This is a genomic window from Mesorhizobium sp. LjRoot246 (assembly GCF_964254115.1).
Lineage (GTDB): Bacteria > Pseudomonadota > Alphaproteobacteria > Rhizobiales > Rhizobiaceae > Mesorhizobium.
The window spans coordinates 3,970,283-3,983,598 of the sequence record NZ_CAXUSN020000001.1; the positions used below are offsets into that span (position 1 = coordinate 3,970,283).

Annotated in this window: 13 protein-coding genes; 8 read left to right on the forward strand and 5 right to left on the reverse strand. The window is 61.8% G+C overall.

Translation table 11 applies throughout. The features are described 5' to 3' along the window. Positions 1-124: 124 nt before the first annotated feature. The 4 genes from ACSQ3L_RS19230 (at position 125) to ACSQ3L_RS19245 (ending at position 3,545) form a co-directional block, all read left to right on the forward strand. Positions 125-1,528: an L-serine ammonia-lyase gene (locus ACSQ3L_RS19230; RefSeq protein WP_436161380.1), complete on the forward strand. Its 1,404-nt coding sequence runs from the start codon at positions 125-127 to the stop codon at positions 1,526-1,528. A 77-nt stretch (positions 1,529-1,605) separates the two neighbouring features. Then, on the forward strand, positions 1,606-2,043 hold the full coding sequence (locus tag ACSQ3L_RS19235) for a DUF1489 family protein (RefSeq protein WP_436161381.1): 438 nt from the start codon (positions 1,606-1,608) through the stop codon (positions 2,041-2,043). A 72-nt stretch (positions 2,044-2,115) separates the two neighbouring features. After that, positions 2,116-2,847 (forward strand): VWA domain-containing protein, encoded by a 732-nt coding sequence (locus ACSQ3L_RS19240; RefSeq protein ID WP_436161382.1) that lies wholly within the window; start codon positions 2,116-2,118, stop codon positions 2,845-2,847. After that, positions 2,847-3,545 (forward strand): DnaJ domain-containing protein, encoded by a 699-nt coding sequence (locus ACSQ3L_RS19245; protein WP_436161383.1) that lies wholly within the window; start codon positions 2,847-2,849, stop codon positions 3,543-3,545. Before ACSQ3L_RS19240 ends, ACSQ3L_RS19245 begins: the two co-directional genes overlap by 1 nt. Positions 3,546-3,591: 46 nt before the next feature. Here the strand turns inward: ACSQ3L_RS19245 and ACSQ3L_RS19250 are convergent, their stop codons facing one another. Then, the gene (locus ACSQ3L_RS19250; protein WP_436161384.1) at positions 3,592-5,004 is read right to left on the reverse strand and encodes an SPOR domain-containing protein; all 1,413 of its coding nucleotides are present in this window, start codon (positions 5,002-5,004) and stop codon (positions 3,592-3,594) included. A gap of 285 nt (positions 5,005-5,289) precedes the next feature. Here ACSQ3L_RS19250 and ACSQ3L_RS19255 point away from each other — a divergent pair, with 285 nt between their 5' ends. The 4 genes from ACSQ3L_RS19255 to ACSQ3L_RS19270 all read left to right on the forward strand — a co-directional run bounded on the left by ACSQ3L_RS19255 (position 5,290) and on the right by ACSQ3L_RS19270 (position 9,414). After that, positions 5,290-5,613, forward strand: a complete 324-nt coding sequence (locus tag ACSQ3L_RS19255; RefSeq protein WP_436161385.1) for a phasin family protein — start codon at positions 5,290-5,292, stop codon at positions 5,611-5,613. Between the two features lie 297 nt (positions 5,614-5,910). Further along, positions 5,911-6,240 carry an ATP-dependent Clp protease adapter ClpS gene (clpS, locus tag ACSQ3L_RS19260; RefSeq protein WP_010909565.1) on the forward strand — a complete coding sequence of 110 codons (330 nt, stop codon included), beginning with the start codon at positions 5,911-5,913 and terminating at the stop codon, positions 6,238-6,240. A gap of 6 nt (positions 6,241-6,246) precedes the next feature. Further along, positions 6,247-8,715: an ATP-dependent Clp protease ATP-binding subunit ClpA gene (clpA, locus tag ACSQ3L_RS19265; protein WP_436161386.1), complete on the forward strand. Its 2,469-nt coding sequence runs from the start codon at positions 6,247-6,249 to the stop codon at positions 8,713-8,715. A 72-nt stretch (positions 8,716-8,787) separates the two neighbouring features. Beyond that, positions 8,788-9,414 (forward strand): chloramphenicol phosphotransferase CPT family protein, encoded by a 627-nt coding sequence (locus ACSQ3L_RS19270; protein WP_436163482.1) that lies wholly within the window; start codon positions 8,788-8,790, stop codon positions 9,412-9,414. Positions 9,415-9,442: 28 nt separating this feature from the next. Here ACSQ3L_RS19270 and ACSQ3L_RS19275 read toward each other — a convergent pair whose 3' ends face one another. The 4 genes from ACSQ3L_RS19275 to ACSQ3L_RS19290 all read right to left on the reverse strand — a co-directional run bounded on the left by ACSQ3L_RS19275 (position 9,443) and on the right by ACSQ3L_RS19290 (position 13,313). After that, positions 9,443-10,585 carry a phosphatase PAP2 family protein gene (locus tag ACSQ3L_RS19275; protein ID WP_436161387.1) on the reverse strand — a complete coding sequence of 381 codons (1,143 nt, stop codon included), beginning with the start codon at positions 10,583-10,585 and terminating at the stop codon, positions 9,443-9,445. A 205-nt stretch (positions 10,586-10,790) separates the two neighbouring features. After that, positions 10,791-11,222 carry an HIT family protein gene (locus tag ACSQ3L_RS19280; protein ID WP_436161388.1) on the reverse strand — a complete coding sequence of 144 codons (432 nt, stop codon included), beginning with the start codon at positions 11,220-11,222 and terminating at the stop codon, positions 10,791-10,793. Between the two features lie 91 nt (positions 11,223-11,313). After that, the gene (locus ACSQ3L_RS19285) at positions 11,314-12,528 is read right to left on the reverse strand and encodes a GNAT family N-acetyltransferase (RefSeq protein WP_436161389.1); all 1,215 of its coding nucleotides are present in this window, start codon (positions 12,526-12,528) and stop codon (positions 11,314-11,316) included. Between the two features lie 56 nt (positions 12,529-12,584). Beyond that, a complete protein-coding gene (locus tag ACSQ3L_RS19290) occupies positions 12,585-13,313 on the reverse strand; it encodes a glycerophosphodiester phosphodiesterase (protein WP_436161390.1) in 729 nt (242 codons plus the stop codon). Between the last annotated feature and the right edge of the window lie 3 nt (positions 13,314-13,316).

Sequence of the window (13,316 nt, forward strand, 5' to 3'; positions counted from 1 at the left end):
GCGCCAATGTCGCTGCCGGAGCATACAAGGTCGGCGGGTGCCGCGCCGCGAGTGCCAAAAGAGCGGAAACATCCTGGGAATTCCTATATGTAGTCCTCGACGTGACTCCAGGAGACAGCGCCGCGTGTTCCTTTCGGTTTTCGACCTGTTCAAGATCGGCATCGGACCCTCGAGCTCCCATACGATGGGACCGATGACCGCCGCTGCGCGGTTTCTCGACGAGGTCGCGGGAAATGACTGGCCGCGCCCGGCGGGCGTCAAGGTCGACCGGCTCGGCGTCAGCCTGCATGGTTCGCTCGCCTATACCGGCATCGGCCACGGCAGCGATCGCGCCGTCGTGCTCGGCCTTGCCGGTTTGACGCCGCAGACAGTCGATCCCGATCAGGCCGACGGCATTGCCAGCCACATCGCTGCCGAAAAGCGCATTTCGCCGCCCGGCCATCCGTCCTATCGCTTCGACCCGGCCACCGATCTGGTGCTGGATCGCAAGACGCCGCTCACCGGCCACGCCAACGGCATGGCGTTCTACGCTTATGATGCTGGCGGCCGGCTGTTGCTCAAGCGTATCTACTATTCGATCGGCGGCGGCTTCGTGGTGTCGGAGGAAGAGCTGCAGCGGATGAAGGCCAAGGGCTCGGTGACGACGGAGGGCAAGAAAGTACCTTACCCCTTCAAAAACGCGGTCGAGATGCTGGCGATGGCCGGCAAAAGCGGCCTTTCCATCGCCGACATGAAACGTGTCAATGAGGAGACGCAGATGTCGCGCGAGGAGCTCGACGCCGGCCTCGACGGCATCTGGAGCGCCATGAAGGGCTGCATAGACCGCGGCCTGTCGCAGGACGGCATCATGCCGGGCGGACTGAAGGTGCGCCGCCGGGCGCGCATGCTGCACGACAAGCTGCAGGAACAGTGGCAGCAGAACAAGCCAAATCCGTTGCTCGCCAATGACTGGCTGTCGATTTACGCCATGGCGGTGAACGAGGAAAATGCGGCGGGCGGCCGCGTCGTCACCGCGCCGACCAATGGTGCTGCCGGCACGCTGCCGGCGGTGCTGCGCTACTGGCTGCATTTCCATCCCGAGGCCGACCAGCCGAGCATTCGTGATTTCCTGCTGACGGCCGCCGCCGTCGGCGGCATCATCAAGACCAACGCCTCGATCTCCGGCGCCGAGGTCGGCTGCCAGGGCGAGGTCGGGTCGGCGTCGGCAATGGCGGCGGCCGGCCTGTGCGCCGTCATGGGCGGCACCCCTGAGCAGGTCGAGAATGCCGCCGAGATCGCGCTGGAGCACCATCTCGGCATGACCTGTGATCCGGTCGGCGGGCTGGTGCAAGTGCCGTGCATCGAGCGCAATGCGCTGGGCGCGGTCAAGGCGGTGACGGCCGCGTCACTGGCCATCAAGGGCGACGGCGTCCATTTCGTGCCGCTCGACGCTGCGATCGAAACCATGCGCCAGACCGGCCTCGACATGAACGAGAAGTACAAGGAAACCAGCCTTGGCGGACTTGCCGTCAATGTCGTGGAGTGCTGAGGGCTGGCCTAAACTGGCGCTGTGGAGAAGTCCATCAGACCGTTGACGCATCGGCGCGCCGGACTAAACCTTAAGCCATGGCACTTAATCTCCTAAAACTCTGCGTCGGCTGCGACAGCGTCGAGGATCTCGAAGAGTGGATCGCTTTTCGCCTCGACGAGAAGCGCCGCGCCGGCGAGCCGGCCGAGCATTGGCACACGACGCGCATGGTGCCGACGCGCGCCGCCGAGGTCACCGATGGCGGTTCGCTCTACTGGGTGATCAAGGGCAATGTGCAATGCCGCCAGTTGATCACCGAAATTCGGCCGTTCACCGATGACGAAGGCATTGGCCGCTGCCATCTGATGCTCGACCCGCAAGTCGTGCGCACCGACTGGCAGCCGCGCCGGGCCTTTCAGGGCTGGCGCTACCTGAAGCCGGCGGACGCGCCGCTCGATCTCGGCAAGGGCAAGGCCGGATTGATCGAGATGCCGCCGAAACTCCGGCGCGAGCTTGCCGATCTCGGCCTGCTCTGATCCAAGCTTCTGGCCCTCAATGTTGGCTTGGGCAGGACTTGCAAGCGGTGGAACACGCCACATCTTCTTTTCATGAACGACAAGAAGCAGCCCGTGCCCGCAAGGGCCAATCCTGCGCCGGTCAAACCTCAATCCAATGCAGGCGAGATCGAAGCCTTTCTTCGTCAGGCAAGGACGCTGGCCGCGTCGGCGACGGGTTCGGGCAGGCTGATCCTTTCGCTCGACGCGACGATGAGCCGCCAGCCGACCTGGGATCTGGCTTGTGAACTGCAGGGCCAGATGTTCGATGCCGTCGGCAAGGCCGGAATCCTCAGCGTCCAACTGGTCTATTTCCGCGGCCTGGGCGAGTGCCGTTCGTCCGCTTTCGTGACCGATACTAACGCCTTGAAGCAGCTGATGACGCGAATCCAATGCCGCAGCGGCCACACCCAGATCGGCAAGGTGCTGGCGCATGCACTGAAACAGACGGTGACGGCCAAGGTCAATGCGCTGGTCTATATCGGCGATGCGATGGAAGAGAACATCGACGATCTGGCCGAAAAGGCCGGCAGCCTCGGCCTGCATGGCGTTCCGGTCTTCGTCTTCCAGGAAGGTCATGATTCGGGCGCGGAAAAAGCGTTTAAGGAAATCGCGCGTTTGTCCAAAGGGGCTTGGTTCCGATTTGATCGGCGGGCGGCCGCGACCCTGGCGGGATTGCTTTCGGCGGTTGCTGTGTTTGCAACCGGCGGGCTGAAGGCGCTCGAAGCCAGGGGCAGGCCGGAAGACCGGCTGATGATCGAGCATCTGCGGGGCGGCGGAAAATAATGGGCGCAATCATCGGTTTTGTAGCGTTGCTTCTGCTGCTTCTCGGCGCGGTGACGATCTTTCTGCGCGCCGAGCCCGCGAAACTGGCGAGCACGATGCGAACGCTTGGGCCGGCTCTTCTGGCACTTGTCGGCGTTGCCGTACTTGTGGTCGGCCGTGAAGGCATCGGCGGCATGATCCTCACCGCGGCACTTGCCTGGTATGGTTCGATGCGCATGAAACGCCAGCCGGCCGGAGTGGCACCAGGCAAGCGGTCGACGGTGCGCACCGCGGCATTGGAAATGGAGCTTGATCACGCTACGGGCGGACTGGAGGGCCTTGTGTTGGCGGGCCGCCACGAAGGCAAGATGCTTGGCGCGATGGGGCTGGCGGAGTTGCAGCATCTCTACCGTGAACTCTCCGGCGATCCGGAGAGCCGGCAGTTGCTAGAGACGTATCTTGACGGCAGATTTCCCGTCTGGCGCAAAAACACTGAGACGAACGGTGGCGAAGGGCTGGGTGTTGCGCCAGGTCCGGGCGCCATGACTAAGGAGGAGGCCTACAAGGTCCTTGGTCTTGAAGCGGGGGCCGCCGCGGCGGATGTCCGCAAGGCGCACCGCCGCCTGATGCAGCGCCTGCACCCCGATATCGGCGGCACGTCTTTCCTGGCGGCGCGGATTAACGAAGCCAAGGACGTCTTGCTCTCCAATCACAACTAGTCTCCTTCGACGCAGAATTTTTCCGGGAGATGACTTCCACACCGTCCTACTGCTGGACGGCGTAGCACTCGATGTTCTTCTTCTTCAAAGCGGTGCAGGCCTTCCAGGCGGCGGCCTTCGAACCGAAGCCGCCGAAGCGGGCGCGGTAGTAGGTGACGCCGTCCTTGTCGAAGGCAACGGTGAAGCCGGACGCGTCGGCCAGCGCCTTGGGTGCCTGCTTGGTGGTCTTGTCGAGGAAGGCCTGGGCTTCGGACTGTTTTGGCGACGAGGCGACTTGAATCGCCCAGCCCGACGGCACCGACGCTGTGTTGACCGGATCGACAGCCGCCGCCGGCGTCGGCTCGGCATAGGCCGCCACCACTTGGGCGGTGGCAATTTGAGGCGCCGATACGATGACGGTCTTGACCTTTCTGGTCTTGACGACGGGGGCTTCCTCTTCGGCCTGCGCGGTATCGTCTTCCGCGACAGTGGCGTCCTGGGCAACGGTGGCATCGTCCTGCGCCACCACCGGCTTGTCGTCCGGCGTTGGCGCGTCATGCTTGGGCAGGAGAACCTTGGCAAGGGCGGTGATCGGGTTGTTGCCGCCGGCCTTGGCGACCAGATCGCCGCCGCCGCGGGTCGATGCCCTCGGCAAATAGGTGTTGATCAAGGTGGCCATCTGGTTGTCGCGGCTGCCGCCGGAGGTGCCGCCCATGACGACGCCGACGATGCGGCGATTGCCGTCGGAAACCGACGAGACGAGGTTGAAGCCGGAGGCGCGGGTGTAGCCCGTTTTGATGCCGTCGACGCCCTTGATGCGCCCGAGCAGGCGGTTGTGGCCGTTGATGCGCTGGCGCCCGTAGAGAAAGGAACGCTGCGAGAAATAGCCGTAGTATTGCGGGAAATGCTCGCGCAGCGCGATACCGAGCGTCGCCATGTCGCGCGCGGTGGTGAACTGGCCGGGATCGGGCAGGCCGTTGGCGTTGCGAAACACGGTGCCATTCATGCCCAGCGCACGCGCCTTGGCGGTCATCATCCTGGCGAAAGTGGCTTCATCGCCGCCGAGCATTTCGCCGAGCGCGGTTGCCGAGTCGTTCGCCGATTTGGTGACCATCGACAGGATCGCTGTCTCGACAGTGACCGAGCCGCCTGCCTTCACGCCGAGCTTCGTCGGCGGCTCGGCCGCGGCGCGGGCCGAAAATACGACCTGCGAATTCCTGCTGATCTTGCCCTTCGCCAGCGCTTCGAAGGTCAGGTAGAGCGTCATCATCTTGGTCAGCGATGCCGGATAACGCCTGCCATTGGCATCGGCGGAGTACAGCACCTTGCCGGTCTTGGCATCCACGACAATGGCCGCCTGCCTGGCCGCTAGCGACGAGGCGACATCGCCACAAGCGAATGCCATCGCCATGGCGATGATCATGATCGTTTTGAGGGGGGAGGTGTATTTGGAAACGATGCCCAACAACGCCTGACGCACTGGTACTTCCCTTGGATTCTTCGTTGCGTTGGAGGCGGCAAAGGGTTCTGCCTCGCTTCCGGCCAAGCTACCGGGGCAGCGTTACCAATCCGTTTATGGTAACCGCCGCGTTCACCATTTTCTTCGGGCTTGAAGCTCTCTTTATTCGATTTTTAGCCATTGGCTGCGCAGGCGGGTCCGCAAGCCTGCGAAATATTGACTTTTGTGCGACGCACAATATATTATCTCGCATTGCACAAAGGTGCCCCCGAAGAAGGACGCCTCAACCGTCAAGGGAATCGCGAAATGACCCAGACCGACTTCAGCAAATACGGCAAAGAGTTCGCCGACACTGGATTGAAGAGCTTCGCGTCGCTCTCCAAGGGCGCGCAGGCGATCGCCACCGAAGCTGGCGAATACACTAAGAAGAGCTTCGAGGCCGGCAGTGCCGCTGCCGAAAAAATCTTTTCGGCCAAGTCGCTGGAAAAGGCGATCGAGATCCAGTCGGATTACGCCAAGCAGTCCTATGAGGCGTTCGTCGCCGAGGCCACCAAGATTGGCGACCTCTATGCCGAACTCGCCAAGGAAGCCTACAAGCCGTTCGAATCGATCGTTGCCAAGGCGAAGTAATTTCACCCGGGCGGGGCAATTTCGCCCGACGTGACCCAGATCCGGCCCTTTGGGTTCGGGAAAAAGCCCGGCTGCGGAAACGCGGCCGGGCTTTTTCATGTCAATTTCCGCTTCGGGGCCTCGCGCGCCTTCACGATTGCGAAAATCGTCCAAGTTTGGTCACCTAGCCATATTGTCAGCTAAACAGAAGGGCTTAAAATCGTCCATCGAACACCTACATGTCGAACTCGCATGGGGATTCGAAAGAGGCAGGAATACGTGACGATCGGTTTGACTGCCACGAGACACGTGGTGCGGATGCAAAACGGCGGCGGCGACGGCAATGAGGCCGGCCGCGGGACGGCTGTCATCACGCGCACCAAAACCAAAACCAAGAAGCCCAGCCTTTACCGGGTCCTCATCCTCAACGACGACTACACGCCCATGGAGTTCGTGGTTCACGTGCTGGAGCGTTTTTTCCAGAAGGACCGCGAAGCCGCCACACGCATCATGCTTCATGTTCACAATCATGGAGTGGGCGAGTGCGGGGTCTATACATTCGAGGTGGCCGAGACCAAAGTGTCCCAGGTCATGGATTTCGCCCGACAGAATCAGCATCCGCTGCAATGCGTGATGGAGAAGAAGTGAGGTAACATGCCGGCTTTCTCCCAAGGCCTGGAAAAGGCGCTTCACCAGGCGCTGACGCTCGCCAATGAGCGGCACCATGAATACGCAACCCTTGAACATCTGCTGCTCGCGCTCATCGACGACACCGAGGCGGCCGCCGTCATGCGCGCCTGCAATGTCGACCTCGATGAGTTGAAGCACACAGTGCTTACCTATATCGACACCGAACTCGACAATCTGGTCACCGGTTACGACGAGGACTCCAAGCCGACGGCCGGGTTCCAGCGCGTCATCCAGCGCGCCGTGATCCATGTGCAGTCGTCGGGCCGCGAGGAAGTGTCGGGCGCCAACGTGCTCGTCGCCATCTTCGCCGAGCGCGAGAGCCACGCCGCCTATTTCCTGCAGGAACAGCAGATGACCCGCTACGACGCGGTCAACTACATCTCGCACGGCATTGCCAAGCGTCCGGGCGCGTCGGAGACACGCTCGCCGCGCGGTGCCGATGACGAGCAGGGCGGCCAGAACGGCGCCGAGCCGCAAGAGGAAGGCGGCAAGAAGAAGCAGCAGCAGGACGCGCTGACCGCCTATTGCGTCAATCTCAACAACAAGGCCAAGGCCGGCAAGATCGACCCGCTGATCGGCCGCGAGTCCGAGATCAACCGCACCATCCAGGTGCTGTGCCGCCGCTCCAAGAACAACCCGCTCTATGTCGGCGATCCAGGCGTCGGCAAGACGGCGATCGCCGAGGGTCTGGCCAAGCGCATCGTCGAGGGCGACGTTCCCGAAGTGCTGCACAACGCCACCATCTTCGCGCTCGACATGGGCACGCTGCTCGCCGGCACCCGCTATCGTGGCGATTTCGAGGAACGGCTTAAGCAGGTCGTCAAGGAGCTGGAGGACTATCCAGGTGCTGTGCTGTTCATCGACGAGATCCACACGGTGATCGGGGCAGGGGCTACTTCAGGCGGCGCCATGGACGCGTCCAACCTGTTGAAGCCGGCGCTGTCGTCGGGCGCGATCCGCTGCATCGGCTCGACCACCTATAAGGAATTCCGCCAGTTCTTCGAGAAGGACCGCGCCTTGGTGCGGCGCTTCCAGAAGATCGACGTCAACGAGCCGACCATCGAGGACGCCATCGAGATCATGAAGGGCCTCAAGCCCTATTATGAGGAGTTCCACAAGGTGAAGTTCACCAACGAGGCGATCAAGGCCTCGGTGGAGCTGTCGGCACGCTACATCAACGACCGCAAGCTGCCGGACAAGGCGATCGACGTGATCGACGAGACCGGTGCCTCGCAGATGCTGGTGCCGGAAGCCAAGCGCAAGAAGACCATCGGTATCAAGGAGATCGAAGCGACGATCGCCACCATGGCCCGCATCCCGCCGAAGACGGTTTCGGCCGATGACGAGAAGGTGCTGCAGGGTCTCGATATCGAGCTGAAGCGCGTCGTCTATGGCCAGGACACCGCGATCACCGCTCTGACCTCGGCGATCAAGCTGGCGCGTGCAGGCCTGCGCGAACCGGAGAAGCCCATCGGCTCCTACCTGTTCTCCGGCCCGACCGGTGTCGGCAAGACCGAAGTGGCCAAGCAGTTGGCTGCCTCGCTCGGCGTCGAGCTGATCCGCTTCGACATGTCGGAATATATGGAACGCCACACCGTTTCGCGGCTGATCGGCGCGCCCCCCGGCTATGTCGGCTTCGACCAGGGCGGTCTTTTGACCGATGGCGTAGACCAGCATCCGCACTGTGTGCTGTTGCTCGACGAGGTCGAGAAGGCGCATCCGGACCTGTTCAACATCCTGTTGCAGGTGATGGACCACGGCAAGCTGACCGACCACAATGGCAAGCAGATCGACTTCCGCAATGTGATCCTGATCATGACCACCAATGCGGGTGCATCGGATGCGCAGCGCGCGGCGATCGGCTTCGGTTCGACCAAGCGCGAAGGCGACGATGTCGAGGCGATCAACCGGCTGTTCACGCCGGAGTTCCGCAACCGTCTCGATGCGATCATCCCGTTCGGCTCGCTGCCGGTGCCGGTCATCCATCAGGTGGTGCAGAAGTTCGTCATGCAGCTCGAGGCCCAGCTTTCGGAGCGTGGCGTTACCTTCGACCTGTCGCCGGATGCGATCGCCTGGCTGGCTGAGAAGGGCTATGACGAGCGTATGGGAGCGCGGCCGCTCGGCCGGGTCATCCAGGAGCACATCAAGAAGCCGTTGGCCGACGAGGTGCTGTTCGGCAAGCTCAAGAAGGGTGGCACGGTGCGTGTTACCGTCGAGAAGAAGGAAACCGGCGAGACCGGCCTGAAACTCGAATCGCTCGCCGACGAGGCGCCGGTGAAACCGAAGAAGGAAGAGCCGGAAGAAACGCCGAAGCCCAGAAAGGCCGTCGCGAAAAAGCCCGCGGCCAAGAAGCTGGCGGCGCCGAAGTCCGAGGCCAAGGGTAAGGACGGCGGTAAGCGCAGCCTGGTGCCGCAGCTGCCTAGAAAGAACTGACCTTGACGAAAGTCGAAAAAGCCCCGGAAACGGGGCTTTTTCCATTGGTACGAGGGCAAGCATGATCGGCGGATCGTCATCCTCAACGGTGCGCCGCGATCGGGAAAATCAAGCATCGCCCGGGCTATTCAGGAGAGCTTCGATGGCGTCTGGATCAATCTCGGCGTCGATGTTTACGAGCAGGCCACGCCACCGCGTTATCGGCCTGGAATTGGATTGCGGCCGGGCGGCGAGCGTCCTGACCTTGAGGGGCTTGTGCCGGGATTATACGCCGCGCTCTACGAATCGATGGCCGCCCACAGCCGGCTGGGGCTGAATGTCGTGGCTGATGTCGGCCACCACGATGCTTATTCGAAGCCGCTTCACATTCTGGCCGATTGCGCGCGCCGACTTGTCGGTCTGCCGGCCTTGTTCGTGGGTGTTCGCTGTCCGATCGATGTGATCCTGGAAAGGCGTGCCGCGAGCGCGGCGGAAAAAGGCTACGTGACTGGATCCCGCCACGATCCTACGCCGCTGCCGGTCCGTCTGTGGCAGCAGGCCGTGCACGATCCCGGCCTCTATGACCTGGAAGTCGACACCTCGCGTCTGACCCCGGCACAATGCGTGGATGCGATCAGAGGGCGACTTCGGCAAGGGCCGCAACCGACGGCGTTTCAGAAACTATCCGATCCATCTCTCGCGGCTCGCGGGCCGCTTTGACAAGTGCGGCGCGCGCAGGCGAGCTCGTTCAGGTTGTCGAGATTACGTCTGGAGGGCTGGTGGCCGCAGAAAAAGAGCGGTCGGCGCGGTCCGGCGCGAAAAGGGTCAGGAAATATCCACACGCCTTCCAGATCGCGATTGTTACGAACGCGCCCGCATAGCCGTCCACGGCATAGTGCCAGCCAAGGACGATCGAGCCGATCACGATGACGCCGGCGAATGCCCACATCAGGAGACCGACCAACTGGGAACGGCGCGTTGCGTAGAGAGCGAAAAGCACCGCGATCGCCACATGCATGGACGGGAAGGCGGATATCCCGATGCTGCCGTTCGTCGCGCCGGTATAGCCGTTCCACAGCATGTCCTGCGTGCTGAGCGCCCAGATCGGATAGATGCGATCGGCGGCGGCGAGTGCTTGCATGAGGGGATGAAAGTCGCCGCCGAGCCCAAGCCGCTCGTAAAAGCATGGCCCTGCCGACGACACCCCCATAGCCAGCAAAAAGCCGCCCAGCGTCCATACCAGCATGAAGCTCATCAGGAACTGGTGACGCAGCTTCGTATCCTTGCGGGTGATGCACGCGGTGAAAACCGTGGTGATGAGCACGATGAACCAGAAATTGTAGGCGATGTTGAGCGTTCTCAATGCGAGTGGCGACTGGACGATGAACCATAGCCATTCGTCCGGGGCTCGACCGAAGTGCAGTATGCGATCGGCGTGGGCCAGCGCCTTGTCCCATGCAAATGGGGAAAGGATCGCGATGGCTCCCTTCAACACGCCGAAGGCGGAGATGAAAGTAATACTCGCGGCCAGGCCGTTCAGGCTGTTGGCAATGCGTTCGGCGTCGCCAAAGAAGCTGCCCAGCGATCGGAGGAAGGTTCCGAGGGGTTCGGTCTCCCGCTTGACCAGCGCAAGATGGAAAAACATCCCAAGTGCAAAGACGGAGCCGCAAATCCAAAGGGCGAAGCCAAGATACTCAGCGTATTCCTCCAGTGCGCCGAAATCGGGCATGTTTCCCGTGTGCCACCCGACCGCGCTTGCCAGAAGCAGCGCGGCGACAGCCATGGCGTGCAGCAGCCGGTGTCGCCAAAAGGCATCCGCTAGAGTGCCAAGAAAAACACGCCCGACAATTGCCCTCGTCAGTAGGGTCGACGCCGCAACCGAATTTTCCATCGTTTTGAAACCCCAACAGCCCGCCACGCTTTAGCGTTTTACCGTGAGATGGTTCGATATTTCCTAATCAGACGATTAGAGTTGCAAACTGTTGAATCCGGCGCTGGACGGGGCAGGTCGGAACCGGAAATCGTCTTCTGGAACTGATCGGCGCTTGTCAGGTCGAGACTCTCGGCGGGTCCAGCACGTCGCGGACGTTCAAGCTTCAATTTCCGAGCGCAGCCCGGACCTTTTCGGCGCTCTCGGTCAACACTTCCGGTTTCTCCATCTGCCCTGTGTGCGGCTTCAGGGGGATGCCATCGAAACGCGGGATGACATGCACATGCAGATGATAGACGGTCTGCCCCGAGGCCGGCTCATTGAACTGCATCACGGTGACGCCATCGGCGCCGAAGGCTTTTTTCACCGCCAGCGCCACTTTCTGAACGACGCTGAAGAGATGGCCGAAAATTGACGGATCGGCGTCGAGCAGGTTGCGCGACGACGCTTTCGGCACCACCAGCGTATGGCCCGGCCCCTGCGGCATCACGTCCATGAAAGCGACGACCGCTTCGTCCTCATAGACGCGGTGCGAGGGAATTTCGCCGCGCAGGATCTTGGCGAAAATGTTGTCGGTCTCGTAGGCGGCCTCGGTCATGGCGAACGCTCCGGATTGTGACTTTTCGTGTAGCGAAGCCGTCGAAATTCGGCAAGACGATCGTCGCCCTGCCCCCATCAGGGGCCGGCCGCTACTCCTCGAGATCCTTGCGGAACGGAGTGTGCTCTTCCAGATATTCGCTCATCCGCTCCACCTCGTGCCGTTCGCGCCTGAGATAATCGGCAACGGCGTTGCGCAAGCCTGGATGGGCGATGTAGTGAGCGGAATGCATGGTCACCGGCCGGTAGCCGCGCGCCAGCTTGTGCTCACCCTGCGCGCCCGCCTCCACCACCTTCAGCTTGCGCTCGATGGCGAAGTCGATCGCTTGGTGATAGCAGACCTCGAAATGCAGGAAGGGATGGTCCTCGATGCAGCCCCAGTTGCGGCCATAGAGTGCGTCGGAGCCGATGAAATTGATCGCACCGGCAATATAGCGCCCGTTGCGTTTGGCCATCACCAGCAGGATGTCGTCGGCCATGCGCTCGCCGATCAGCGAAAAGAAGTGGCGGTTGAGATAGGGCCGGCCCCATTTGCGGCTGCCGGTGTCCATGTAGAAGGCAAAGAAATCGTCCCAGGCCTTTTCGGTGAGATCCTTGCCGGTCAGCCAGTCGATCGAAATGCCGTCAGCGAGCGCTTCGCGCCTTTCCTTCTTCATCGCCTTGCGCTTGCGCGAGGCAAGGGTGACGAGGAAGTCGTCATAGGTTGAAAAGCCTTCGTTGAAGAAATGGAATTGCTGGTCGGTGCGGTGCAGGAAACCCGCCGCTTCCAGTACCTCTACGTCTTCCTCTGGCGCGAAGGTGACATGCGCGGACGAGACACCGAGTTTTTGCGTGACCGCCTTCAAGCCCGCTGCCAAACCGGCCTTCACGGTCGCGCTGTGCTCGCCCTTGCTGACCAGCAGGCGAGGGCCGGTAACCGGGGAGAAAGGCACAGCGCATTGCAGTTTTGGATAGTAACGGCCGCCGGCGCGCTCGAAAGCATCCGACCAGCCATGATCGAACACATATTCGCCCTGGCTGTGCGATTTGAGATAACAGGGCACCGCGCCCAGCAATCTGCCCTGCCCATCCTCCAGCCTGAGATGGTGGCCCTGCCAACCGGTGCGTCGCACGGCGCATCCGGAATCCTCGAGCGCGCTCAGGAAAGCAAATGAAACCAAAGGATTGTAGCTGGTTTCTGCATCGCCACGCGTGGTTCCGGCAAAGCCGTTCCATTCATGGCAGGTGAAGGCGCCAATGCCGGCGGCGACGCGGATCGAATAGTCCGCATTTGCTGTTTGTTCGTCGCCCTCGTCGCCTTGATCCATGAGGCTTATTTAAGCTCCGTCGGGCCAGGTACAAGTCACGTTTCAGACACTCGAGTTCAGGCGACTTCGACCATATCGGGTTCGAACCCCTCGAACGTCATCTGGTCGGCATATCTAAAGGTCAGGTCGATCGCCGGCTGGTCATGCACCGTCCAGGTGATAACGGGCATTTTCAGCTTTTCACGCACGAAGCTGACAAAGGGGTTCGGCAGGTCGCCTGCGGCATAGGAGGTGAAGGCGATCTTATGCGCTAGCATGGCGAAATGCGCCTCGATCAACCTGACGTCCTTGCCGTAGGCGGTGAGACCCCCTGGGATACCCGGCGCGTCCTTCGGAAAATCGCGGATCAGCCAGTGATCGAACGACATGATCGCGGCTCTGCCCTTGTAGCGCTTGAGCATCTTGCCGACGCTTGCCACCAAGCCTTCGTCATAGCCGGGCACGCCTTTCAGCTCGACGACCAGTGGCACGCGGCCATCGATCAGGTCGAGCGCTTCCCGCAGCGTCGGCACATGGTCCGCCGTGCCACCGATCTTGAGCGCCGCCAGTTCCGCCGCGGTGCGTTGCCAGACGAAACCATCCTGGCCGGTCAGGCGCTTGAGATCGCCGTCATGGATGATGACGGGAACGCGGTCGGATGACAGGTGCACATCGCATTCGATGGCATAGCCGCGCTCGGCTGCCGCCGCGAATGCGGAAAGCGTGTTTTCCCAGCGCGTCTTGTTCATGTCGTGAAAGCCGCGATGGGCGACGGGCCGGGCAGTCAGCCAGGATAGGTCGGTCATGAT